The sequence below is a fragment of the Streptomyces sp. NPDC043876 genome, assembly GCF_056435825.1.
On the sequence record NZ_JBWKDV010000003.1, the window covers coordinates 849,873 to 874,572 of the forward strand.

23 protein-coding genes are annotated in these 24,700 nt (G+C 70.2%); 11 read left to right on the forward strand and 12 right to left on the reverse strand.

Translation table 11 applies throughout. The features are described from left to right. Positions 1-128 precede the first annotated feature (128 nt). From AC0693_RS13315 to AC0693_RS13325, 3 genes are all read right to left on the reverse strand, one after another. Entirely contained in the window at positions 129-476 is a 348-nt protein-coding gene (locus tag AC0693_RS13315) for a transglycosylase family protein (RefSeq protein ID WP_478801782.1), read from the reverse strand. Positions 477-962: 486 nt separating this feature from the next. Beyond that, on the reverse strand, positions 963-1,454 hold the full coding sequence (locus AC0693_RS13320; protein ID WP_469318370.1) for a MarR family winged helix-turn-helix transcriptional regulator: 492 nt from the start codon (positions 1,452-1,454) through the stop codon (positions 963-965). Between the two features lie 104 nt (positions 1,455-1,558). Further along, entirely contained in the window at positions 1,559-2,095 is a 537-nt protein-coding gene (locus AC0693_RS13325) for a GNAT family N-acetyltransferase (RefSeq protein WP_469318371.1), read from the reverse strand. 179 nt (positions 2,096-2,274) lie between these two features. Between AC0693_RS13325 and AC0693_RS13330 the strand changes: the two genes are divergently transcribed. The 7 genes from AC0693_RS13330 to AC0693_RS13360 all read left to right on the forward strand — a co-directional run bounded on the left by AC0693_RS13330 (position 2,275) and on the right by AC0693_RS13360 (position 11,242). Further along, on the forward strand, positions 2,275-3,072 hold the full coding sequence (locus AC0693_RS13330) for a maleylpyruvate isomerase family mycothiol-dependent enzyme (protein WP_478801783.1): 798 nt from the start codon (positions 2,275-2,277) through the stop codon (positions 3,070-3,072). Between the two features lie 889 nt (positions 3,073-3,961). Continuing rightward, a complete protein-coding gene (locus AC0693_RS13335; RefSeq protein ID WP_469318372.1) occupies positions 3,962-4,300 on the forward strand; it encodes a helix-turn-helix domain-containing protein in 339 nt (112 codons plus the stop codon). Between the two features lie 250 nt (positions 4,301-4,550). After that, the gene (locus AC0693_RS13340) at positions 4,551-4,754 is read left to right on the forward strand and encodes a cold-shock protein (protein WP_283453811.1); all 204 of its coding nucleotides are present in this window, start codon (positions 4,551-4,553) and stop codon (positions 4,752-4,754) included. Positions 4,755-5,008: 254 nt separating this feature from the next. Then, a complete protein-coding gene (locus AC0693_RS13345; RefSeq protein WP_478801784.1) occupies positions 5,009-5,836 on the forward strand; it encodes a DUF3626 domain-containing protein in 828 nt (275 codons plus the stop codon). A gap of 385 nt (positions 5,837-6,221) precedes the next feature. Continuing rightward, positions 6,222-6,632 (forward strand): hypothetical protein, encoded by a 411-nt coding sequence (locus AC0693_RS13350; RefSeq protein WP_469318374.1) that lies wholly within the window; start codon positions 6,222-6,224, stop codon positions 6,630-6,632. 7 nt (positions 6,633-6,639) lie between these two features. Then, the gene (locus AC0693_RS13355; protein ID WP_469334444.1) at positions 6,640-7,587 is read left to right on the forward strand and encodes a hypothetical protein; all 948 of its coding nucleotides are present in this window, start codon (positions 6,640-6,642) and stop codon (positions 7,585-7,587) included. A gap of 49 nt (positions 7,588-7,636) precedes the next feature. Beyond that, the gene (locus AC0693_RS13360; RefSeq protein WP_478801785.1) at positions 7,637-11,242 is read left to right on the forward strand and encodes a CHAT domain-containing protein; all 3,606 of its coding nucleotides are present in this window, start codon (positions 7,637-7,639) and stop codon (positions 11,240-11,242) included. 46 nt (positions 11,243-11,288) lie between these two features. On the opposite strand, the gene AC0693_RS13365 is transcribed toward AC0693_RS13360, so the two are convergent. After that, entirely contained in the window at positions 11,289-12,482 is a 1,194-nt protein-coding gene (locus AC0693_RS13365; RefSeq protein WP_478801786.1) for a tetratricopeptide repeat protein, read from the reverse strand. Positions 12,483-12,776: 294 nt separating this feature from the next. Then, positions 12,777-13,814 carry an RICIN domain-containing protein gene (locus tag AC0693_RS13370; protein WP_478801787.1) on the reverse strand — a complete coding sequence of 346 codons (1,038 nt, stop codon included), beginning with the start codon at positions 13,812-13,814 and terminating at the stop codon, positions 12,777-12,779. 484 nt (positions 13,815-14,298) lie between these two features. On the opposite strand from AC0693_RS13370, the gene AC0693_RS13375 reads away from it, so the two are divergent. Next, positions 14,299-14,865: a VanZ family protein gene (locus AC0693_RS13375; protein ID WP_478801788.1), complete on the forward strand. Its 567-nt coding sequence runs from the start codon at positions 14,299-14,301 to the stop codon at positions 14,863-14,865. On the opposite strand, the gene AC0693_RS13380 is transcribed toward AC0693_RS13375, so the two are convergent. From AC0693_RS13380 to AC0693_RS13390, 3 genes are all read right to left on the reverse strand, one after another. Next, complete coding sequence (locus AC0693_RS13380; protein WP_478801789.1) at positions 14,862-16,097, reverse strand: PP2C family protein-serine/threonine phosphatase; 1,236 nt, start codon at positions 16,095-16,097, stop codon at positions 14,862-14,864. The genes AC0693_RS13375 and AC0693_RS13380 overlap by 4 nt on opposite strands. 526 nt (positions 16,098-16,623) lie before the next feature. Beyond that, entirely contained in the window at positions 16,624-17,778 is a 1,155-nt protein-coding gene (locus AC0693_RS13385; RefSeq protein ID WP_478801790.1) for a hypothetical protein, read from the reverse strand. Between the two features lie 76 nt (positions 17,779-17,854). Then, positions 17,855-18,040, reverse strand: coding sequence for a hypothetical protein (locus AC0693_RS13390; protein ID WP_478801791.1), 186 nt, complete (start codon positions 18,038-18,040; stop codon positions 17,855-17,857). Between the two features lie 509 nt (positions 18,041-18,549). On the opposite strand from AC0693_RS13390, the gene AC0693_RS13395 reads away from it, so the two are divergent. Both AC0693_RS13395 and AC0693_RS13400 read left to right on the forward strand, forming a co-directional pair. Beyond that, positions 18,550-19,920, forward strand: coding sequence for a PP2C family protein-serine/threonine phosphatase (locus AC0693_RS13395; RefSeq protein ID WP_478801792.1), 1,371 nt, complete (start codon positions 18,550-18,552; stop codon positions 19,918-19,920). Further along, complete coding sequence (locus tag AC0693_RS13400) at positions 19,917-20,288, forward strand: STAS domain-containing protein (RefSeq protein ID WP_469318385.1); 372 nt, start codon at positions 19,917-19,919, stop codon at positions 20,286-20,288. The genes AC0693_RS13395 and AC0693_RS13400 overlap by 4 nt, the downstream gene beginning before the upstream one ends. A gap of 60 nt (positions 20,289-20,348) precedes the next feature. Here the strand turns inward: AC0693_RS13400 and AC0693_RS13405 are convergent, their stop codons facing one another. Further along, positions 20,349-20,810, reverse strand: coding sequence for a hypothetical protein (locus tag AC0693_RS13405; RefSeq protein ID WP_478801793.1), 462 nt, complete (start codon positions 20,808-20,810; stop codon positions 20,349-20,351). 162 nt (positions 20,811-20,972) lie between these two features. Continuing rightward, complete coding sequence (locus AC0693_RS13410; protein ID WP_468469407.1) at positions 20,973-21,401, reverse strand: ATP-binding protein; 429 nt, start codon at positions 21,399-21,401, stop codon at positions 20,973-20,975. Between the two features lie 365 nt (positions 21,402-21,766). Here AC0693_RS13410 and AC0693_RS13415 point away from each other — a divergent pair, with 365 nt between their 5' ends. Then, positions 21,767-22,060 carry an STAS domain-containing protein gene (locus AC0693_RS13415; RefSeq protein WP_478801794.1) on the forward strand — a complete coding sequence of 98 codons (294 nt, stop codon included), beginning with the start codon at positions 21,767-21,769 and terminating at the stop codon, positions 22,058-22,060. A 297-nt stretch (positions 22,061-22,357) separates the two neighbouring features. Here the strand turns inward: AC0693_RS13415 and AC0693_RS13420 are convergent, their stop codons facing one another. Beyond that, positions 22,358-22,516, reverse strand: a complete 159-nt coding sequence (locus AC0693_RS13420) for a hypothetical protein (protein ID WP_469318388.1) — start codon at positions 22,514-22,516, stop codon at positions 22,358-22,360. 997 nt (positions 22,517-23,513) lie between these two features. Further along, positions 23,514-24,374: a helix-turn-helix domain-containing protein gene (locus AC0693_RS13425; RefSeq protein ID WP_478801795.1), complete on the reverse strand. Its 861-nt coding sequence runs from the start codon at positions 24,372-24,374 to the stop codon at positions 23,514-23,516. Positions 24,375-24,700: the final 326 nt, after the last annotated feature.

Consider the following 24,700-nt stretch of genomic DNA (forward strand, 5'->3'; position numbering starts at 1 on the left):
GTCCCGGGCGGCAGGGCCGGCGCCTGCCGGGCCGGGACGGCGCGCCCAGCTCAGTTATGCCGGTCGCGGGGGCTTGCCGGTGGTGTGTGATGGCACCGGTGTGAGAGGCCCCCTGCGCGGCCCGGTTTCTAATGGCGGGCGCAGGTCCATGCGTTCATGCCCTGCATGCGGGCCAGTCTCTTGGCGACGGTGATCTGCTGTGGCTTGGTCGCGAGGTCTGCTCTGGCCGCGTATCTGTGACCGCCCGCGGCCTTCCAGCTCGACCGGGTGAACTGCAGGCCGCCGTAATGCCCGTTGCCGGTATTGGCCCGCCAGTTGCCACCGGACTCGCACCGGGCGATCGCATCCCAGTCCACGCGAGGTTTCGCCAGAGCGGCGGCCTCGGCACCGCACAGTATCGACTGCGCGAGGAGCACTGCGCCCACAAAGGTGGTGAGGGTGGCTCCGGTTCGGCGGCTGCCCTGCAAACGAGACATACATCCTCCATGTCCTGCGCGTCGTCCGTGAGACCGGCCCGGACATCCGCGCACGTCGGTTACGGCCCTCGTGGCCTTCTACGCAGCACAGCACGCCTGTCCGTCTCTCCCTGCCCTTCTCACCGGTGCGAACGGGCGACGCCACCCGTACGGCGGGCGCCTCGCCGCCCCCCTGGCCGCTCACCCGGCCCCCTGGCCCTCACCCGCCACGGGTGGCAACTGAGCTGGTTGGCGTAGCGCTGTGCCGTGCCCCGGGGCACAGCGGGCAGGGATGGTGAGATCGCGGCCCCGAGACGCCTTGCGGCCCGGCGGCCACCCCGCCCGGAAGGAGAAGACCTTCGTGTCCCGGAGCATGTGGAGTTACGGCACGCAGTCGCGCAGAGGCCGCAGCCCGGCAGCGAGCCACCCACGTCCAGCAGCTCGGGGCCCGGGCGGCGTGGAGCGTGTCTCCTTGATGGCTGCGGCGGCTGGCCAAAGAGGCAGAACCTAGGAGTCCCCGTTGTCCTCGACGTTGGCGACCATCCTGCGCAGCACCTTGAGCGCGGCCACGTACTCTTCGTCGCTGATGCCCTCGTGGACCACGGCGCGCAGCTCGGTCGCCAGCTCGCGCAGCCGCACCCTGGCAGCCTCCCCGGCGTCGGTGAGCTGCAGACGCTGCCCGGCGTCGACTCGGAGCCAGCCGCGGTGGAACAGCTGGTCGATGACACGAGCGATCTCGTGCGGCCCGTCCGCGAGGGGCGTCAGCTGGACGACGACCTCCTCGCGGCTTGGCGCCGCGGGCTCGCCGTTCACCCGATTGAGCACCCAATACTGCGGCTGCGTGACGTCGATCCTGGCCATAGCGTCACGCAGATGCCGGGTGACGGCCGCGTGGGCGAGGCCACTCCAGTAGCCGACGGGCTGGGTGGCCAGCATGTCGTCGGTGGCGGCCGGATCAGCTGGCGCCTGGTCGGTGGTGGTGTCAGTCGGCGGTCTCATGATCGCGACGCTATATCCCCCCATCACACCGCCAGCGCACCGGGCCCGCCCCCAACGCTCACACGTCCCCATCCGAGGACGAATAGGCGTACCGGGCAGGGAGGTCAACTGTCCGCACACAAGGATCTGAGATGTCGACTCACCCGGACGGCCTGCTGTCCGTTGACATGAATGGCTGTGACCTCTGCATCGTGGACGACGGAGAACAGCAGCTCGGGTCGCTCCCACGTCACCTTCGGTGGCGAGGGAGGAACCATCCCTACCGGCTCGGCACCCAGGCGCCGGTAGAACTGCTCGGCGGGAGGGTTCGACACGACACGCACCTGCGTCAGGCCCGCTCTTCCGGCTTGGTCAAGCATGTGCTCCACCAGGAGGCGACCGATACCCAGCCCCTGCGCCTCATCCGCTACGAACGCGAGGTCCAGTTCGGGCGGATCCACCACCAGGGCGTAGAAGCCCAGCGCCTGACCCGTAGATCCCACTGCCGCGAAGACCAGGTGCCTGTCGATGTAGTCAGGCGTGACCTGGTACCCGGCGATCACCGTGGCGTACTGCCCCCGGTAGGCACTGGATTCCTGTACCAGCCCGGTCAGGGCTGCCGCGTCCTCTTCGGTGGCACGTCTGATCTCCGCAAGCTGCATGCGTCGAAGTATAGGAGCGAAAGATACTTTAGACCATTACCTTCGGTGGCGGGCGCCGGCGGGCGTCCTTCGAAAACAGGCCTGGTGCGGCGACACCCTGGTGGCGTCCGCCATGGGCAACCGGCGGCTAGGGTGAAATTCGCTGTCCGATGATCGGAGCACGGTGATAGACATCCGGCGTGGAAAAGAATCTTGAATTCCCTGGCCTGCTGCGGCTGATCGATGAACGGTCGACCGCCTTCCGCGCTGCGGTTGCCGCCGCACCCGGTCTCGACGTACAGGTGCCGACCTGCCCCGAGTGGACGCTGTTCGATCTGGTGAAGCACCTCGGTGGGGGAGACGGTTTCTGGGCCGCCATCGTCGGTGCGGGGCCTGCCGACGCTCCCCCGTCCGAGGCCATCGCTGCGCGTGCCGCTCTGGAAGTGCCCCGGGAACGCGAGGCTCTGCTGGCGTGGCTGGCCGCGTCGACGCAGCTTCTGCTGAGCGCCCTGCGGGAGGCGGGACCGGACGTCGGCTGCTGGGCGTGGTGGAGTGCCCTGCAGACGCCGCGGTCCTCCGGCGGAGTCGCCCGCCACCGGGTCCAGGAGACCGCGGTGCACACCTACGACGCCCAACTCGCCGCGGGTGCCCCGCAGCCGCTGCCGACCGAGGTCGCACTCGACGGCGTCGAGGAGTTCCTGTTCACCTGCGTCGCGACGCCCAGCGCCTGGCCGCACAAGCCGACGGCCTTCGACTTCCACGTCGCGGAGGGCCGCTCCTGGCGCCTGACGGTCGACGGTGACGGCGCACGCTCCACCCGCATCCCCGCGCCCGCTGCCGCGATTGACGAGCACTCGGACCCGGCCGGCGTCTCCGTCCACGGAACGGCCAGTGATTTGCTCCTCTACATGTACGACCGCATCCCCACCGACTCCTTGCACGTCGACGGAGACGCAGGGCTGCTCGACCTCCTCCGCGCCTGGGAGCCGGAGGAGTAGGACGCGGTCCGGTCCCGATGGTGCCTGCGCCGACGGAGCCGAGCTCGGCCGTGCCGGTGGTGGAGTGGACCCTGGTGGCAGCTTCGGCTGCGCTGAACTGGCCCGGGGGCGCACGCGCGCCACGGCGGCAACCGCCTCGGGGTCCGAACGCGCCCCCGCAGCCGCAGGGCCGAATATCTGCCGGACAGTCCCGCGGAAATCTGTCGTGGTGAGAGTAGACATCTGTCGGTGGGATGGTTATGGTTTCTCTCGTAGCCAGAGAGATCGCAGGGCCGGGCAGACACGAACTGCCCGGCAAGAAGTATCAGCAGTACAGGTAGTTGCAGTACAGCAGTGCGGTGCGGTGGTGGAGTGTCGAAGCCAGGGCAGTTGCAGCACGGCGACGGGGCTGACGACCGGACCGGGTGGCCCGCAGTGATGAGGGGCCGCCGTGAGTGGTATCTCGCAGCGGAGTCCAGTGGAGTGGTACCTCGGTGAAGGCGTCGGCTGCGGGCGCGCGCACCGGGAAGTTCGGCAGTGGGGTTCCAAGCCAGAGCAGATGCAGGATGGGCGACGGGGCTGGCTGTCGAAGTGTGGCGCTTGAGCAGGCCGCAAGCAGTACGCATCACCAGCAGGTAAGTAAGTGATCCCAGAGGGATGAACGGAGGAGCGGAAGCGCCATCAGGATCGCCCGGGCGCTACACGGGTCCGGGTGCCGCAGGACATCGATAGTGAGGTGGTCTCCGGTCACGCAGCAGCGATCCCCGTACCCCCGACGCCGTATCGGTCGGGTGGTCGGAAACAAAAGGCCGACGCAGTCTCAGGGTCGGCAGATGGTGTAGCAGTTCCTTCGGGGCCCGGGTGCCAGCAGGCGGCCCGGGCCCCTCCACGTGCTCCACAGAGAGGTGTGATGACCGCAGAGGACACGCTCGGCCGTCTCGACGACGACGATTTCCCCGCCTACACCATGGGCCGGGCCGCCGAACTGCTCGGCACCACCCAGTCCTTCCTCCGCGCCATCGGCGAGGCCCGCCTGATCACCCCGCTCCGTTCCCCGGGCGGACACCGCCGCTACTCCCGCTACCAGCTGCGCATCGCGGCCCGCGCCCGCGAGCTCGTCGACCAGGGCACGCCCATCGAAGCCGCCTGCCGCATCGTCATCCTCGAAGACCAGCTCGAAGAAGCCCAGCGCATCAACGCCGAACAGCGCCGCGCCACCCAGGCGCCGAAGACCACGGCCGCTGCCTGAGCCTGGCCAACCCCGCCGGCCCTGGCAGCGGCTCTGCGCGTATCCGGTCCACGGCGTGGCGTGGGCCGTTCCGCTGGTGACAGCTCGTTGCGAGGGTGTAGCGTTTGCGTCAGCTGTCGTGGTTCGGAAGTTCCCTTTGCCCACGCTTTCCGGCGTGGGCGTTTTGCTGTGCTGTGCCGCAGGAACCAGGGCGATCACCTCCGCCTTCCTCATGGTGTGGGAGGCGTTCTTCGACTGGAAGGCATGAGACATGGCTACGGGAACTGTGAAGTGGTTCAACGCGGAGAAGGGCTTCGGCTTCATCGCCCAGGAGGGCGGCGGCCCGGACGTCTTCGCCCACTACTCCGCGATCAACTCCTCGGGCTTTCGTGAGCTCCAGGAGGGCCAGGTCGTCACGTTCGACGTGACCCAGGGCCAGAAGGGCCCCCAGGCCGAGAACATCAGCCCGGCCTGACCTCCTGCACCCGCCCGCCGGACCGGCGGGCGGGTGCACGATACGCACGGTGGTCCGTACCGGTTCAAGCATCCGGTCCGGGCCCTGCCCGTGATCCATCAACGCTCCGTCCCGCTGGAACGGGCTATCGGTGGAGAATCCCCGTGCACCGGTTGATCACGATGGGCAACACTGTGCTGATGAGTGCTACAGCCTCCCGGACAGCGCAGGAACGCGCCCTTCGGCATGTCGCGGAACTAGCGTCGGGCCCTCCGATGAACCCGGCATTGCGGGTGACCTTGAACTTCCACCCGGACCGTCTGCTGGACGGTCGGCCGATCCTGGCGGCTATGGCCGAGGACGGCGTCTACCACTCGCAGTTCGTCACGGGAACCAGCAACGGCGGCCTGACCGCGCATCCGGGCGGCGACCGGTGGCGCTGGGAGAGCCGGATCTTCGGCGGGGCGTACGACGAAGCGACCGCTCATGAGCGGCCCGTCTACGGGGCGTTGAACTTCCGCCGCAAGCCGGTTGGCGGGGCGCCGCGGTTCGGCTCGGCCCACTTCCGGCTGACGGCCCAGACGCTGACACGGAGCACGTTCTGCTATCCGGACAGCTTTCTGGAACCGTCGGATTTCGGTGTCGCGGCCCGCATGGGGCTGACCGAGCTTGCATGCGCCGATCGTCAGGACGAGCTTGACGACTACATCGAGGCGCAGGTGCACGGGTCGGTCCGGCTGAGATGCGATGTGGAGGCGCTGGTGCTGGACCCCTGCTACCGGGGCACGGTGGTCGAGGAGGCTGGTTTGCGTCTTGGCTGCCCGGTGGAGTGGCACCCCGGCTTCCGACTCGGCGTTGAGGAACTTCGACGTCACCCCGACTACCGCGGCCAGGAGTATGTCGACTTGGGTGCGCAGATCGCGGTCGACGGCGTGCTCGATCCCCGGATCGTCGGAGACGCTGCACGCGCCGGCCTGTGCGACCCACAGGCGCTCAAGAAGGTGTGGCACTACCTGGCACGATTCGGGTCTCCCTGCCAGACCACGGACACATCGGTGACTCCGGCACCGATGGAGGGGGCTGTACTCGACGGCCTTCGCTGAGGGGCTGGTGCCGGAGGGGCTGTGGGGATTGCAGGCGTCGACCGGGCAGCCTGCCACGCGATCAGGTGCGAGTCGCCGGGTGACCTTTGGGGGCAGGCGACAACTGCGGCTGTTCAGGCGCGTCGCGACCGTGCCGGCGTACGTGTTCAGCGGAATCACCCTCGCCCCGGACGGACCGGCGCAACCCCGGGCGCCCCAGGGGCCGACGGGTGGTTCCCGTGGCGGGGCGCGAGTAAAGCCTCGCGGGCCAGTTCGCCGCGGTCGTCCATGCCGGGACCGATGCACGCAGCCGGGTGAGCGCAAGCCTCCAGCACGGAACCCGCGAGCGGTAGAGTCGGTGGACCTGCGGACGGACACCGGCATCGGCGGAGGGTGACAACGGCGCATGAGCTACGGCATGTTGGTGGATCCGAGGGCAGACGGCGAGGGCGCCCCGCGGCTGGAACTGCCCGCCGGGACCTCCATGGACGACGCGGCCGCGGCCCTGGCCGGGCTGCTCGCCGGGGACGAGCGGCTGGACCGGGTCGTCCTCGTCGTCGGTGGCGAGGAAGCCGGCGCCACCTCCCGCTCCTACGTCCGCGTCGTCCTCGGGGGCACCTCCCGCGGCCCCGGCGACGAGGCCCGTGCGGCGGTGCCGGGGGAATCCACCCGGTTCAGCGTCATCGCCTTCCGTTGCGACGCCTGCGGGAGCCGCGCCTACACCGCCTTCTACGACGACCGGTACCGGCCGGTGTGCCGGGTGGGCGACCACGGGTCCATGGAACTGTCCTGTGCACCCCGCGGGGAACGGGGGTGATCCCGGCGTGAGTCTCGCCCCGGTGGTCCCCAAGCCCCTCGACGGCTCCGTACGCTTCTTCTCGGTGGCCTACCTGCCGACCTACGCTGCCACGCTGTTCGTCCTCCTGCTCATCTGGGCGGGCGCACCAGGGGCGGACGTCTCCCTGCGGCGTGCCTGGCGTACTGCCACCGGCGTCGGGGCCGGGCAGGCGGTGTGGATCGCCGTCGGCACGACCCTGGTCGCCCTCGTCCTGCAGCCCTTCCAGCTTGCCGTGATACGGCTGCTGGAAGGCGGATGGCCCGATGCGCTCGGCGCCGGGCCATGCCGGGCGCTGCAACGGCGCAGGAAGGAACGGCTGGCCGCGCGCGCCGAATCGGCCGGCCTGGCGCACGACGCCTCGCCCGGTCAGGTGCAGCGGGCGGGCGCCGCGGCGGCCCGGCTGCGGCAGCGCTACCCGCTCCCCGAGCACCTGTTGCGGCCGACGGCGCTGGGCAACGTACTGGCTGCGCTGCGGGACACGGCGGGCCGGGAGTACGGGTGGGACGCGACCGTCGCCTGGCCGCGCTTGTACCCGGTGCTCGGCGACCGGGCGCGCGCGGTGGTCGACGACTGCCGCGACTCGCTCGACGGCGCGGCCCGGCTCTGCGTCACCGGCGGGGCGACCGCGCTGGTCAGCGCCGCGCTGCTGCTGCGCTCGGGCTGGTGGCTGCTGCTCGCACTGGTGCCGGCCGCGGTGGCGGCGCTCGCCTACCACGGGGCGGTCCAGTCCGCCCTCGGGTACGCAGACGCCGTCCGCGCCGCGGTGGAGTTGCACCGCTTCGATCTGCTGGAGGCCCTGCACCTGCCGCTGCCCGACAGCCTGGAGGCGGAGAGGGCCCTGGCGCACGCGCTGTGCCTGCACTGGCGCCAAGGCGTGCCGCCGCCCTCCCGGTACGAACATCCTCCCGAATCACCTTCCGCACAGGGGAGTTGAGTGCGCGAAGCGGGCCCTGCCCGGCCGGCAGGGCCGTACCGTGGAGAGCATGGGTGACGAGGCGTTCCGCTCGCAACGACCCGACCGATCCGTGGATGCATCGGTCGAGGAACTGCACCGCCGCGGTCTGCACGAGACCGAGCTCTACCTCCGTACCGGAGACCTTTCCGCCCTGCAACGGGCCCGCGACCTCCACCAGCGGGTCGTGGACGCCGGCTCGGCCCGGACCCACCGGCGGGACGTGCACCTGAGGAATCTCGCCAACGCGGAAGACCAACTGCACAGTCACACAGGCGACTTGCCGCCGCTCCTGCGGGCCATCGACCTCTACCGGCGCGCAATCGACGCCGCTCCCGAGGGCAGGACGGACATCGAAGGCTACCGGTACGGGCTGGGTCGCGCCCTGCGACTGCTGCACCAGCACACCGGAGAACCAGGCCTGCTGGAGGAGGCCGTCGACCTGCTCCGCAGGTGCGCGCAGTCGCCACCGGCGGAGCCCGCCGAACGAGCCGACCGGCTGGCCGGACTCGCCGAGACCCTGGACGATCTGCACGTCATCAGCGGTGACCCCGAAAACCTCCGGGAAGCGATCGCCGTGCTGCGCGCAGCCCTGGTCCACACCCCGCCCGGCAGCGCGCGGGCAGTACTGCGGCGGACGAACCTCGCCGCGTATCTCGACAGCTGGTACCGCCTCACCCGGGACCGGTCGGCCCGGGACGAGGCGGTGGACCTGCTGCGCAGGATGCGCGAAGAGGTCCTGCGCAACGGCGGAATCCCGCTTTGGCGGCCGACGTCCACCCTCGCCGAGTGGCTGGCGGACAGGTTCCGCACGGACGGCAGCCTCGGCGAACTGGACGAGGCCGTCGCCCTGCTGCGTCGCGTCCTGGAATCCGAGGCCGACACGCAGGAGGACTTCGACGGGACGCACCGGCTCGCGATGACGGTCCGGGTCTCGGAACTCGCGCTGCAGCGCGCCGCGCACAGCGGGCAGGTCCGCTGGGCGGACTGGGCCGTGCACAACCTGGTGCAGGCCGCCCGCGCCCTCCCGTACGAGGACATCAACCACGGCGTGGTCCTGTTCGAACTGGGCAGGGCGCACGCCGAGCGCTACCACCTCACGGACGACCCGGCCGACCTGGAGACGGCCGTCGCCCGCCTCCGTAGCGCCCTCACCGCGTTGGGCATGAGCCCCCACAACGCCGCCAACCGAAGGGCCGCCTCCTCCGAACTCGCCACCCACCTGATCCGACGCCACGCCCGGACCGGCTCCTCGGCCGACCTGGACGAGGCCGTGTCCCTCCAAGAGGAGGCCGTACGCGGCGCCCGGCCGGACGAGGAGAACTTCCCCGGGATGAACGCGGCCCTCGGTGAGAGCCTGCTGGAACGCTTCCGCACCCGGCACGACCTCGACGACCTCGACCGAGGCGAAGACCACCTGCTGCGCGCCCTGGCGGTCCTGCCCGCAGGGGCCCCGATCCGTGCCGCGATCCTGGCCGTCCTCAGCAGCGCCCACGTCGCCCGGTACCAGCACACCGCATACCGCCCACACCTCGACGAGGCGGTCGCCGTACAGCGCGAGTCCCTCGACGCGACCACGGCCGGGGCACTCGAGCGCCCTGCCCTGCTGGGGAACCTCGCCCTCCTGCTGCGCCTGCGTCACGACGCCGGCGGTGGTAGCGGCCCCGCCGACGTGGACGAAGCCGTGGGGCTGCTGCGCCGGGCGCTCGCCCTGCGGCCGGAGCCTTCGGAATCCCACCGGACGACCGCGCACCAACTGGCGGAAGCCCTGCGCTCCCGGGCCCACACCCTGGGGTACTCGGCGGACCTGGAGGAATGCGTCGAACTCCTGCGCACCGTGGTCGACAGCTTCCCGGCCGGCCACCCAGGTCAGATCTCCGCACGCAGCGCACTCGCGGAGGCCCTTTTCACACTGTCCCGGGCCACGGAGGACACCGGACTGCTCGACGAGGCCTACGAGGTGGCCCGCGGGGCCGTGGCGGTGGACAGCGTGCCCGTGCAGGCGCGGCTGCGCGCCCGCGCAACGCTCGGGCAGGTCTGCGGAACGAGACACGACTGGGAGGAGGCCGGGCACTGGCTGACGGAGGCGGTCCGCTTGCTGCCGCGGCTGGCTTCCCGCGAACTGACCCGCACCGACCAGCAGTACGTCCTGGCCCGGGAGCAGGGTTTGGCTGCCGAGGCCGCCGCCTACGCCCTCCAGGCGGGGCGGCCCGACCGGGCCCTCGAAGTGCTCGAACACGGGCGCGGAGTGCTGCTCGGCCGGCTCCTGCGGTCCAGGGAGACCGACGTGGCCCAGCTGCGGGAACGCGCGCCCGAGCTCGCCGAACGCTTCGTCCGGCTGCGCGACGCCCAAGACCCGCAGCCCGCCGGCGACGCCCCGCCCGCGGAACGGGCGGCGGAGGCGACCGAGCGGATCCGGGTCCGCGAAGTCGAATGGGACCTGCTCGTGGCGCAGATCCGGGCCCTGCCCGGCCTCGCCGATTTCCTGCGTCCGCCGACGGCCGCGGAGATCGTGAGCCGGGCCGGAACGCGGACGGGAGAGGGCGGCGGCCCCGTGGTGGTGGTCAACATCAGCATCCGCTGCGACGCGCTGATCGTGACCGAAGGCGGGATCGAGGTGGTGCCGCTCAGGACCACGATCGAGGAGGTCCACCGCCGCGTCGCCCAATTCCTCGCCACCGTCAACGCGCCGCCCTCCGGGACGGCGGGCTGGGGCGTGGCCGAGCGGGTGGCGCGCCAGGAGAGCGTGGCCGAACTGCTCGAATGGCTCTGGGACACGGTGACCGGACCGGTGCTCGACCGCCTGGACCCCGCCCCGGCGCCCACCGGGGCGGACGCTCCGCCGCGGCGCGTCTGGTGGTGCCCCCAGGGGCCCTTGGCTTTCCTCCCGCTGCACGCGGCCGGGTACCACGGCCCCCGCGCCACCCCGGGCCGGCCGCGCTGCGCCCTGGCCCGCGCGGTGTCCTCGTACACCCCGACCGTCACCGCCCTCCACCACGCGCGGACCAGGAGGGTGCACACGTCCCGGACCGCCACCCGCCCCCTCATCGTCACCATGTCCCGTACGCCAGGAGAGGCGGCGCTGCCGAACGCGGAGGCCGAGGCCCATGCCGTCGGGCGGCATCTGACGGGACCGGGCGGCCCCCTCACCCTTGCCGACGAAGCGGTGACCCGGACCAGCGTGCTGGCGGCGCTGCGCCACGCCCGGTCCGCGCACTTCGCCTGCCATGCCGTCACCGACCCGCAGGATCCCTCGGCCTGCCGGATCCTGACGCACGACCACGCGACACGCCCCCTGACCGTCACCGACGTGGCGGGGCTGCAACTGGACCATGCGCACCTGGCGTTCCTGTCGGCCTGCGCGACCTCCTCCACCCGACAGGACCTGGTGGACGAGGCCATCCACATCACCGGCGCCTTCCAACTCGCCGGATTCCGGCACGTGGTGGGCACCCTGTGGCCCGTCGCCGACGAACTGGCCCCGGAAATGGCCGAGTCCTTCTACGCGGCGCTCGCCCGGCCGGAGTCCGGCGACGACGAGGTGGCCCTCGCCCTGCACGCGGCCGTGACCGCTCTGCACGACCGGTACGCCTGGTTCCCGTCCCTGTGGGCCGCGCACGTCCACGTAGGGATCTGACGAGGACCGGTTACCCGGGGCCGATCCGAGCTGGGGAGCGATACACCTAGGCTCCGCGCACCGTCCGCAAGTTCTCCCGGGCCTTGGCCGTGCGCGGGTCACCGGGGCCGTACCGGCGCTCGGCCGCGGCGACGACCCTTCGGCACAGGACCTCCGCCTCCTCCCGGCGGTCCTGACGGTGCAACATCGCCGCGAGGCTGCTGAGGCTCTGCAGGGTATCGGGGTGGTCGGGGCCGAAGAGGTCCGTACGACTCTCCACCACGGTGCGCATGAGCGCCTCGGCCTCCGCCGTCCTGCCCGCGCCGAACAGGACCGAGGCCAGGTTGTTCTGCGCCAGCAAGGTGTCCGCGTGCCCCGGGCCGGTACGCATCCGCTCCTCCACCAGCCGGCGGTAGCTCCGCTCCGCCTCGTCCCACCGCCCCAGGTCGGACAGTACGGCGGCGTGATTGGCCCGTGCGTCCAGGCTCAGCGGGTCGGTCGGGCCGTACAGCCGGGTGGCGTCCCTTACCACCTGCCCGTACAGGCGCTCCGCCTCCTCCGGCAGCCGCAGCGCGCGGCAGGTGGCCGCCAGGTCGTTGCGGCTCCCCAGGGTGTCGCGGTGCTCCGGCCCCAGGACCCGCTCGCGTCCGGCCAGTGCCTGGCGGGCGAGGCGCTGGGCCTCCTCGGGCCGGTTGCGGCGGAGCGCCAGTCGGGCCTGGTGGGCGAGGCTCCGCAAGGCCTGCGGATGGTCCTCTCCCGAGGTGCGCGCGTACTCCGTCCACACCGTGCGCTCCAGTGCGTCCGCCTCCGCCAGTTCACCCAGTGTCTCCAGCGCCCGGGCCAGGTAGGACGTGGCGGCCAGGGTGTCCGGATGGCCGTGCCCGAGGACGGTCCGGCGACCGGTCACGACGTGGCGCAGCAGGTCCACCGCCTCGTCCGCGCAAGCCTGCCGCCACAGTACTTCGGCCAGTCCGTAAGCCGCGGTCAGGGTTTCGGGGTGGCTGTCGCCCTTCTGCTCCCGGGCGTCGTTCAGCGTCCAGCGCGCCATCGCCTCCGGTGTCATCCGGACCTTGACGTCCACCACGGGAATCCCGTCGGGCCCGTCGTAGGTCGTCATGCTGTACGAGGCGCCCTCGCCCAGTTCCCCCGTCTGCGGCGCAGGTTGGGCGTCCCGGCCGGCAGTCCCGGTCTGCCCGCCTTCCTCCGCGGAGCGCGGCTCCAGCCCCAGACGCCGCCGCATCGAACGCCATCCACCGCTCATCGTCCGCTCCCCACCGTCGCACGGCCCCCGGTCCGTCCTTCCATGGTTGCGCAACGACCGCCGCCGGAACAGGGCCACTACGCCTCCCGCAGCACTGGGGGCGTCGGCTTCCTCCAGGCCTAGGGGGTGTCTGATGGATCTCCGTGGGTAAGGAGTGGCGTCCGGTGCGTGCTCTCGGTGTGCCGGCCGGAAGCTCGCGTACTGGACGTACTTGGGCTTTCGGCCGGTGCGGCGAGAGCGCGTGCCGGGCGTCGCGACGCCACGGAGATCCATCAGACACCCCCTAGGTGCCGCTCAGCGGGTGATGGCCCACTGCTGGCCCTGGGAACCGTCGCAGGTCCACACGCCGAGCTTCTTGTAGTCCTCGTTGTAGGTCAGGCAGTCCTGGTCACTGATCCTGATCTGGTACGTGTCGCCCTTGATGGGGATGACCTCCCACTTCTGGGTGGCGCCGCCCTTCCAGGTGGTGATGGAGGCGAAGTAGGTGCTCGTGTTCTCGGTGAGGGCAGGACCGAGGCCGTTGGCGATCTCGTAGCGGCCGCCGCCCGCCTCCTTGAACGTCCAGGTGGAGTTGGTGTCACCCAGCTTCCCGGCGACCACCGTCGAGCCGGAGGCGGCGTTCGTCGCGGCAGCGCCGAGGCTGTTGACGGTCTTCAGGCGCACCGGGACTCCGACGGGCGGGCGGCCTGATCCGGAGGGCGTGGTCGCCGCGGTGTCGGCGCGGAAGCCGGGACGGGGGCCGGGCTGGGCCGGTACGCCCGGCGTCATGGGGGTGTCGCCGGGACCGGGCGTCTCGCCCTTGGGGACACCGGGGGTCGTCACCGGCTCCATGGTGGGGCGGAAGTCGACGGTGGAGCCGTTGCGGTCCCACAGGCCGTAGAAGCCCCAGTTGATCCATCCGCCGTCGCCGGGGTTGGTGAAACTGCCGCCGCCGGAGAAGATCCAGATCCGGTAGGTCTGGTCCTCGCGCGAGGTCTCGTCGTGGTAGTCGACGTCGCCCTGGTAGGCCACGTCCTTGAGGTTCGCGCTGTAGGGGTGGACGAACCAGGGGTCCCCGAAGGCGTTCTTGCCCTTGACGTCGAAAATCATGATGTTGTAATTGCCGCCGGTGTGGTTCGTCAGCATCTCGAGCAGGCCTTTGACGAACCCCTCGCGGGCCAGCTTCTTGACTTCACCGCTCTGCTGGGCCGCCAGGATGCACCACGACAGCGCGCCGGTGCCGAAAGACCCCGGTGACACGGCGGCCGCGGCGTTGCAGTTCTCGACGGGCCCGTTGACCGAGCCGTCCGCGAGTGCGGGCTGTGCCAGCCCCCCGACTGCCAGGGCACTCACACAGACAGCGGCCAGGGCCGACAGTTGCCTTCTCGAACGCACGGCTTCTCCTCAAGGGATGGCGGGCACAGCTCCGTGCGCCAAGAGCCGTGAAAGGGGCGTCGCGGTACAGCCGGTTCCGGACAACCGTCATCCGGCCACAACGACGGGGGGCTGCAACCGAAGGGAGCGGTCGTCACAGCTCCATGGCCGCGGTGCCCGTCGCACAGGCACCTCTGCCCCCAAGCCCGCCCGAGCATCACCACAGCGCACCCGGCCATGACACAATGAAAGGTGATCCATCGGTGGTCGATGGCCACCACGGTCCATACAGCGTCCGATGACACGCTGTTGCGCCGCATGCTCGCTCACCATCTCCTGGGCGAGCCTGTCCGTACGGACACATAGGGCCCTTGCGGGCCCTTGCGTTGAACCGGCGTGAATCGCACCCCACAACGCGGGTATCGGAACGTCCAAGCAAACTACCCACGGCTGGGAGCTCGTCATGACGCGGACAGTCCTGCGTGACAAGACCGCGAAAAACCCGGGGGAGCGGGTGCCAGGAGAACCTCCCCTGTCTGCGCTCGGCCGCGTACTGGCCATGATGCTGGCCTTCGCCGGAACAGTCGCATTCGCGGTTGTTCTGGCCCGGCTGACGCTGGAATCCTCGGCAGCATCCGTGCCGTTGACGCACACGAACCTGCGCCCTGGCGACTCGATCCGTGCCTATCTCGTGCATCCCGCGGCCGCTGACACGGTCAAGCAGCTCGGCGGCAATATCGTGATGGGGATCCCGTTCGGTGTGCTGCTGCCGGTACTGGTACCCCGAACGCGCGGTCTGGTCCGGGTGGCGGCGGCCACCGCCCTCGTGATGCTCCTCGTCGAACTCGTCCAAGGCGCTCTCATCACCGGGCGCGCCTTCGACGTCGATGATGTTCTGCTCAACACCGCGGGCGCTCTCCTCGGTTACCTGTTGATAGGCCTCCGGCTGGGTCGCGCCGTGCATCCCCGGCGCCACCACTGGTGGCACCGGTTCACCAAGCGCCAGGTGACCGCCGAGGACCCGGCTTAGGGGGCGGCCGCTGCCGGTGGTGAGGCGTCGGTGAGGTCCGCGCCGTGGACGGCGTCACGTTCGGAGTTGTGGACGCCGTGCCAGTCCAGGCACATGACCGTCGCGTCGTCGTCGAGGTGGCCGTGGCACGCGTCGACGATCGCTTTGATGAGGGTACGGGCGGCTTCGCGGGGATGGAGTTCGCGGGTGCGCGCGATGAGATCCGCGAGGTCGAAGCCCTCGGCGCGACGCTCCAGCATGCCGTCGGTCAGCATGATCAGCCGGTCACCGGGACGCAGGTCCAGCTTTTGCACGCGGTAGTCGTTGGCCTCGGAGGGACGGGTGCCGAGGCCGAACGCCCGGTCGACTTTCGGCACGATCTCCTCGACCTTTCCGTCGCGCATGCGCATCGGCCAGGGATGTCCCGCGTTGACGAACTCGGTACTGCCGTCCAGGAGGCTGATGCGCAGCAGCTGGCCGGTGACGAAGCCGCTGCGGCCGTGTTCGCGCATGGCCCGGTCGGCTTGGCGGGCCTGTTCGGCGAGGTCGGCGCCCGCCCGCCGGGCCCGTCGCAGGGCGCCGACCACCAGGGTGGCGAGCAGCGAGGCGTCGACGTCGTGGCCCATGGCGTCGGTCACCGACAGCTGGACGGTGTCACGGTCGATGACGTAGTCGAAGGTGTCGCCTCCGACGTGTTCGGCGGGCTCCAGGGCACCCGCGACCGCGAACTGCGCCGCCTCGCACGCCAGGGAAGCGGGGAGCAGGCGGTGCTGGATCTCGGCGGCCAGGCTCAGCGGCTTGGTGCGCCGGCCCCACTGGTACACATCGGTGTGGGACCGGTTCGCGATGACGATGTAGGCCAGCGCGTGTGCCGCCTCGCCGATCTCCCGCATCACTTGCGCGTCCGGCACGGCGGGGAGGAACAGTTCGAGGAGTCCGAGGGCGTCTCCGCGGTTGGTCACCGGGGCGATCACGCGCACGTACTGGCCCTCGCCCCGGTGTTCGATCTGCGGCTGCTGGGTGCGGATGACGCCTTCGTACAGGGTGTCGCGCAGCCGGATCCGCTGGGGCGGCTCGCCGGTGTGGACGCTGTCGGCCGCTCCGAGGCGTACGACTGAACTACCGGTGAAGTCGGTGATCAGGAACGACACCGACGCCGCCTGGAGATGCTCCTTGAGCATGCGTGCGACGACGTCCAGCGACTCCACCGGCGCGGCGACCTCGGCAGCCTCCAACGCCCCCGCCAACGTCATCGCCTCACCCCGGCGGCTTGCGTCCCCGCCGGCACGAGACGTTCCGCCGTCTCCTGGTGCTCCTGCGGTCACAGCGACCCTCCACAGTTCGATGCCGCCGGGGGTTTCGACCCGGATGCGCGAGGATGCGCGCCGAGGCGGCACCGGACAGGCACCATTGCACCATGGCGGTCCCGGGCCCGGCAGACGGGCAGCGCGGCCGGCCCCCGGCCGAGGTGCCCTGACCCGTCACCTTCAAGGGACACTTCGCCACGGCGTGGGACATCCGCGATATTCCGAAGGTGGCCCTCGTACGCCCCGAGCGGGAAGCAGGGATCACCGCCGGCACTGCCATCGGCCGCGTCGACCGCACCGGCAGCAGCGGTCTCACCGCTGCCATCCCACATCGGCATGCCCATCGGGCTGCAGTTCGGGACTGGCGGGGCTGATCGGTGTTCCCGGCACTGCACGGATCACACCTCCACCGGGGGTGTGATCCGCGTACCGACCCGAACCCGGCTGCTAGCCAAACCCGACGCGACGCCGACTATAAGCCGAGCCCCCTCTGCCAGGGAGGGCGCTCGGTTTGATCTACACCGATAGCGGCAGGTGGATCAGCTGCGCTGCACCAGGTGGTCGATCGAGAAGAGGAGATGGTCCTCGCCGTACTCATAACGGCTACTGAGGGCCTGATACCGGGCGTAACGCTCCTCGGTGAGCGGCAGGTGCAGGACTTCCAGTAGCCGCAGGAACAGGCGGAATCCGAGGTCGGAGTCGATCCGGGTGACGACCTGTTCCAGTGCTTCCACCACCGTGGGGCCCTCCAGGGGACGGAATGCAGGGCTGATCGCCTTGCCCGCGGCGAGGGGTGCCATGTCCCGATTTCGCGGAGGACCGCGTCATCGGTATCGGTGTGATCGGCCGGGGCCACCGGGAGGTAGGCGGGAGCGACTGCGGTCAGGTGCTCCTCGCACACTTCCACGACCTGCTGCAGCCATTCCCGGCCGCCGACGCCGAGTTCGTCGATGGTGTGGCCCCGGTTCGTCGCGGACAGCCACAGCACGGTGATGGTGCCGTCGGACAGTCCGGAGTCGAGCATCCGGCGCGTGTCCTCCCACAAGAGGGCCGCCTCGGAGCCCGGAGGCCTCTCGTAGCCGTCGTATGCCACGGCGTTCTCAACGGTCGCGCGGGGAGTGCGGTAGTGCCACCCCGCCGTGAACCGTCGGGCGAGTCGGGAGAGGCCGAAATCCCCGGAGAGGCCCTGCCTGGTGGTGCTGACCTGCGGCCAGACGATGTGATGGCCGTCGTGGACGGTGCCTGCGGGGAGGCCGAGCTGTCGGCCAAGTGCCAGCAGGCGGCGGTACTGCTCATACGGGACGGGCACGGCGTGGGCTTTGAGCGCGCGGAGGAACAGCCGCATGCCGAGGTCACCGTCGGCGCCGCGCACCACCCGCTCCAGGGCATCGACGAGGTCCGGCAGCGCCGACGCGCCGGCAAGGGCTGGCGCCGTGATACGGAGTTCCGCCACGACCGCCTGACACAGCCCCACGTCCCGCACCGGCCGCACCGGCGGCGGGGTGTAGGAGCGCTTGTTCTGCCGGAGCCGTGCTGTGGACACCTCCGAGATCCGCTCCAGCCAGCCACGGCAGGTCATACGGTGGTCGGCCGGGTCGAAGGCGTTGCCGGTGGAGGCCAGCCACACCGTGCGGAGGATTCGTTCCGGGAGCGCGGAAGCGCAGCCGGCGAGCGTCCTTACCCAGTTCGACGGCCTCCTCACCCTAGGACCCGTCGGCGATCTCTTCCGCACGCCCCAGGACCCCGGCTGGCCCGGTGCCGGAGCCTCGGCTGCTCAGGCGTTCGGTCAGGGTGGTCAGACCGAAGTCCTCTCCGTAGCCGAGCTGGTAATACGTCGGACGGTCGCTGCTACCGGCGCCGGTCACCGTGACGCCGTCTGGGCGGTACATCTTGCCCAGGGACTTCCCTCACTGTGGTGAAGTGGTCCGCGATGATGCGGTCGACGGCCTGCTGGGCGATCTCCTGGATGGTGTACGTGGTGCGCGCCGCGTTCGTGCACCACCAGGAGACTCCGTCACGGACGTGGCCGTATCGGTACTCAGGGCAGCAGGCTGGACGTGCCCATCGGATCGCTCAACGGGTGAAATAGGGCACTGGCACCTGCCCTCCCGCCTCGCCCAGGTCGTCGCTGAGGATGCTTCCCCGGCCCGATCGACATCGACGCCCTGCGCGAAGTTCACCTCCCTTCGACCTGGCCGCACCCTTGCGCTTTGCTGGACGAGATCACCGAGTGGATCGGCCTGGACCTCACCTCCGGTTTCTTGACGGCAGGAGGCTGGTCTAGGCTGCCGCCGTTGCCGGCCGTCCAGGCCGACGGGGCAGGGAGAGGCAGACGATGCCGCAAGCGGGACATGCGACCGGCCCGGGGGGTACGCCAGGCCGGCGAACGCTCAGTGCGGTGGAAGAAGCGGCCCGGATGGACGCCGTGCGCCGCTACGACATCCTCGACACCCCGCCGGACGGTGCGTTCAACCGCGTCGCGGCGATGGCGGCGCGGCTGTTCAAGGTGCCGGTGGCAACCGTGACGATCGTGGACGAGGACCGGATCTGGTTCAAGGCCGCCCACGGCCTGGAGGGCGTGAGCGAGATCAGCCGCGAGCCGGGCCTGTGCGGCTCGGCCATCCTCGCCGACGACACACTGGTGATCCCGGACACGCTCACCGACCCCGTCGCCTTCAGCAACGGCCTGGTCACCGGGCCGATGGCGGTCCGCTTCTACGCCGCCGCGCCCATCATCACCGGCGACGGGCACCGGCTGGGCACGGTCAACATCCTCGACACCAAACCGCGCCTGATCACCGAGGACGACACCGCCACCCTCGCGGACCTGGCCGCGATCGTGCTGGATGAGCTGGAGATGCGCCTGGCGGCCTTGAACGCCCTGCGCGCCGAGCAGGAGCGACGCGTCGAGCAGGAGGAGGCCCGCGAGCGCGCGGAGCGCGACACGGCCGCCATCCAGGCGTTCGCCTCCACCCTCCAGCGCACCCTGCTCCCGCCGGCACTGCCGGTCGTACCGGGGCTGGAGCTGGCGTGCCATTACGCCACCGCCTCCCCGCAGGACGTGGGCGGCGACTTCTACGACGTCTTCCCCCTCGACGGCACACGGTGGGCCTTCTTCCTCGGAGACGTGTGCGGCAAGGGCCCCGAAGCCGCCGCCGTCACCTCCCTGACCCGCTACACCCTGCGTGCCGCCGCCCAGATCGACCCGGACCCCGACAAGGTCCTCACGTCCCTGAACACCGCGCTGCTCCTCGACCCGGCCGTCGGCACCCGGTTCTGCACCGCGGTCTTCGGCACCCTGGAACCACACGAGAAAGCCGGGTTCACCGTCACGGTGGCCACCGGCGGGCACCCGCCGGCCTACCACCTGCGCGGCCAGGGGGACGTGGAAGCGGTCCAGCTCAAGGGCGGCATGCTCATCGGTGCCCTCCCCGAGGCGCGCTTCGCCTCCCACACCCTCCACCTCGCGCCCGGCGAAGGCCTGCTCCTCTACACCGACGGGCTGACCGAAGCCCGCACCCTGGGCGGAGAAATGATCGGAGAAGACGGCCTGACCCGTTTCCTCTCCGCCCGCACCGGTCCCGTCGGCGCGACCGCGGTCATAGAGGACACCGTCGACCTCCTCGACGCCACACCCCACGGGGCCGGAGACGACGTCGCCCTGCTGGCCCTGTCCGTCCCCCTGACCGACACCGCAGCTGCCCTCACCGTCGCCGCCACCGCCCATACCATCGCCCCCGCCGTCCAGACGCCGGAGAGCCGACCGTGACCGACTTCCGCCTCACCACACACCACACCGACGGCGATCTCGCCCTGGCCCACATCGCCGGGGAACTCGACATAGCCACCGCCCCCCACCTGCGCTCCCAGGCACTCGCCCTGATCGAACAAGGCCACCGGCACCTCATCCTGGACCTCGAAGCCGTCACCTTCTGCGACTCCTCCGGCTTCAACGCCCTCCTGGGCATCCTCCGCTGCGCCACGACCACCGGCGGCACCCTGGTCCTGGCCGCCGTACCCGACCGCCTCGCGCGGATGCTGGACCTCACCGGCCTGAGCACCCTGCTACCGGCCCACCCCACCGCCGCCCACGCTCTCGTCGCGCACACCCGCACCCAGGACACGGCCACCGCGTAGCCCCGCCGGGGACCACCGAGCCGGCCGGCAGCGGCCCTCTCTCACTGCCAGCAGGAAGACTCAGGCGCCGTTTCCTTCCTCAGGCGGGGCAACGCTGCCCGGGTCGGCGGCGGCTGCGATCTGGGCGAGGGTGCTGCGGAGTCGACGGACGGCTTCTTCGGCTTCTGTGTACTGCTCGGGGGTGGGGAGGATGGTTCCGAAGGTGCCGCCGCGGTCGGCCGGCAGGGCGCGCCAGCGTAGGACGGGCTCGAGGGCGTCGATGGCGCCGGAGAGGAACCAGGCCAGGCGACCGTGGGTCCGGGCGAGGGAGACCGCCAGGACGGCCAGGGTGTCCCGTAGCTGTCCGAGCCGGTCGATCGGCGGCAGTGCCTCCTGGACGTCGGGTGGGCCCACGGCCTCGTGCAGGCCCGCCTCGGTTTGAAGTGCGAGAGCGCGTTCGCTCGGTGCCAGTGCCCACATCCGGTCGCGGATCTGCTGCTCGGCTTCTTCGGCCAGCACGGCGACAATTCTTCGCATGTCCATGCCATTCACCCTAACGAAGGAGTTACGCCGCGGCAGGCTGGCCGGTTTGCCGGCCGGGGCTGCGGGACCGGCCCCCGTCCGGCCGCGCGGGTCGAGCGCCTCAGCACAGCTGGCGGGTCGCGGCTGCCGGGGGTGGGTTGGGGCTGCTGCGCGACGGGCGGTTCAGGTCAGACGCAGCGTGATGGTGATGGTCTTGCCCTGAGGGCGGGTGGTGATGTCGATGTGGTGGGTGAGGCGTTGGATGAGCGCCCAGCCGAATCCGCCCTCACGGTAGGGATCACCGTCGGGGGTGGCGGGTGCGCGCGGGTTCCTGTCGTCGATGCTGAGGTGGAAGCAGTCGTCGGTGATGTCGATGTGGAAGGCGGTGATGCCGCCGCCGTGCCGGATGGCGTTGACCACGAGTTCGGTGGTGACCAGGAGCGCGTCCGCGGCGCTGACACTGTCGAGGCTGATGCCCGCACTCCGCAAGAGGGCGCTGACCTGCTCGCGGGCGGCGGCTGCGGTGGCGGGTGGCTCAGGCTGAGCTACGCCGCTGGAGCTGGGTGCGTGTCCATGGGCGCAGTCGCTGGGGCCGGTTGTCGGCTGCTTCACACCGTCCGCCTGCCCAAGGCCGCACCGGCCATGCAGCCCGAAGGGCAGGTGTACGGCCTCGGCTCGTCGGCGTGCTACGTCGTTCGGTCAGCGGTCACGGCGCCGGTGGTCGTGTGGCGGGTCGCTGGTCACCAGGACCAGGGCCAGAACCCAGGGGCACGAAGAAGAGCAGGAGCGGTGTCATGCCTGGCCCGTGCCCGTTCGCGGTCTTCCAGCGCGGGACTGCTTACCCGACCGGCGTCGGCTGCTTCCCCGGCCGCTCGTACGGGCAGGGAAGAGGCGCCGGTGCAGCATCGCCCTGCTGCGGGGTACGGTCAGTATCGGTGTCAGCGCACGAGGGGGTGAGGTCGGTGGAGTCGTCGAGGGTGAGCGTTCGGACCGAAGCGGGCGACACGCGGGTGATCGTGTGCTCGGGGGACTTCGACATAGACACCATCGGCCCTCTGTCGGCCGCCTGTGAGCGGGAAGCCGAGTCTGCCCGCATGCTGGTCCTCGATGTCACCGGCGTGACGTTCGCGGACTCCTCGTTCCTCAACGTCTTGATCACGTGGCGTAACAGGCTTCCGGTGGTGCTCGTCGGTCCGCTGCCGTCCCAGTTGCATCTCTTGCTGGAGATCACCGGCGTGCTGGAGCTCTTCGAAGTCCGCGATCACGCCTGACTGCCCAGTCTGGCGAGCTGTTCGGGATGATCTCCCAGGCTGAGCAGTCGGCGCCCGTGCGCATTGCGGGCTGCGCGACATGTACGGCATTCCCTCGCTACCGGCGGTGTCAACTGAATCTGCCCGGGTGGGGCGGATGACGACCGGTCCGTTCGCGGCCGTCACGGCTTTCCGGCGATTGATCATTCGCGCCGCCGTGTCCGTAGGCCGAGGCGGATGCCAGGTCGGTGCATGCCCAGCGTCCGCCCCCGCCGACCCGACCCGATCCGGGCCGGACTTCTTGCTGACAGCTGGGGCTCAGCCCTGCGAGGTGAGGTGGTTGATGACCGTGGTGAATTCGTCGGTCGGTGAAAAGTCCACGTATTCGCAGTCCTCAATGGCCACGGGGGCGTGGCCGGGCGGCCAGTAGAAGGCCTGTCCCGCCTCGTAGACCTCCTCGCCGTCCTTCGTCACCATTTTCAGTCGGCCTTTGAGCATGTACCCCCAATGAGGACACTGACAGAGGTCATCGGTCAGTCCCTTCAGGGCCGGCCGCAGGTCCGTACCCTGAGGCAGCTGTACGAAGGCCACGGAGAGGTCCCCGCCGACCGCTCGGGTACGGAGTTCGACGCCTCCGCCCTCCATTGCGACTGGCGTGTCCTGTCGGTTTGTCGCTGTCATGACTGCCTCGCTTCGTTCGTAGTGCGGCGGCGTGCCCCGCTTACCAGCGGTCGGGGCAGACCTGCGGGGCCGCCTCCAGCCTCTCGCCTCGCCGCGATCCAGTCTGGCGGCGCCGACAGCGCTGAGCCGGCCCCCGGGTGGCAGGCGTCCGTCAGGAGCGGGCGCCTGCAGCACGTATCCGTCCGGGGCATCGTCTTCCCATCCCACTTCTGGCGCACAAGCGTCGTGCACATCGGGTGTGATCTCAAGCCAGGAAGACGTCATCACGGCTGCCATGGGACTGCCCTCTCGACCGCCTGGACGCGCCGCGGCCGGAGGACAACGGGATCGCACTGCGAAGCTAAGCCGTCGGCCTCGCCGGTGCACTCCAGGGCGTCCATCCGAGAACGGCGTCGTCCTGGGCCCGCTACGACACGCCGGGGCGGCTGCGCGCGTTGGGCCGGACCGTCCCGCTGCGCCCGGAGCAGTCTCGCCAGGTCGCCGAACACCTGGCGGCCGTCGGCTCCGACTTCGGAGTCCAAGGACCGAGCCCCGGGCAGTGGCGGATCTTCGCCCAGCCCTCCACGCCAACCGACCAGACCGTCCGGGTGGCGGATGTCGTCCGCCCGTGGAACATCTACGACGACAACGGCGGCTTCCTGGAGACCAACCAGCACGCCGCTGGCGACAGGAAGGGCGACAAGTTCGACGCCTGCACCAGCGCCCGCGGACTCCGTCTGGGGCCTCCTGCCGGAAGTCTGGCTTTGCCGCCCCGGCCCCCTCGCCTCCGTCGAGCCCGGCCCAGGGCGAGGAATTACGTGCCGACGTATGCCTTGATTGTTTCGGTGATGAAGTTCCCCGTGTCCTCTGGGCTCAGGGCCTGGGCTTGCATATGCGCATACATGTCGCGGTAGAGCCGAACGTCGGATCGTTTCTCCAAGTAGAGGTCGCTGGTGAACCTCTCCAGATAGACCACGCTCACATCGGTGGTGTCGGCGAACTCGAGCAGGGAGAACTGTCCTGCGACACCGGGGTGGGCCCCCACCTCGTGCGGGAGGACCTGCACGGTGATGTGCGGCTGGGCGCCGAGGTTGTTGAGATGTTCCAGTTGCTCGCGCATGACCTCTGGGCTGCCTACGACGCGCCGCAGCGCTGATTCGTCCAATACTGCCCATAAACGCAGTGGGTCCTCGGGGGCGCTCAGCCGGCCCTGGCGCCGCAGCCGCACCTGGAGTCGGGTTGTGGCCTGGTCGTCGGTGGCGTGGGGGATCGTTCCTGCAATGACCGCTCGGGCGTAGGCCGGGGTCTGTAGCAGGCCTGGGATCACCAGGGGCTCATAGGTATGGATCGTGGCCGCCTCGGCCTCCAGGCCGATGTAGGCGCCGTACGGCACCTCGCCGTAGGCGTTCCACCAGCCCAGACGACCCGATTCCTGAGCCAGCCGCATCAGGGCGTCGACGAGTTGCTGGTCCTGCACCGCGTACAGGTGACAGAGATCGCGGACGTCACGGGGCTTAATGAGGCGGCGACCGTTTTCCAGAAGGCTGATTTTGGGTTGGGAGATGAACAGTCGCTCTGCTACCTGCTGTGTCGTCATACCGCTGACTTGTCGGAGCCGGCGAAGCTCCGATCCCAGCCGGCGCCTGCTGACGGTGGGATTGATGTCGACGACCACGGGGTGCGTTCCTCCGCTCCGAGAACCATTTCAGAGCAGCAGAGTGCCACGAACCGGGGGGAGTTGGGCCAGTCTTGGCGTTGTGTCGTGCACTGCCCTAATCCTGTTCGGTTCCGTCGGTCGACAGAATTCTCCCCACGCAGGAAAAGAGGCTTCGAGGGGTGCCCAGTTCCCCCCATGTGGCCCATTAGGTCATTCGTTGTTTTTTATTGTTTGTCTCTCGGTGCGAATGGTGCGCAGAGGAACCGCCGGGGAAATCCCGGCCCATGGCAAGTTTCTGCGTAATATGCCATCCACGGTGCGACGGTTCTGTGTGACCGCTACCT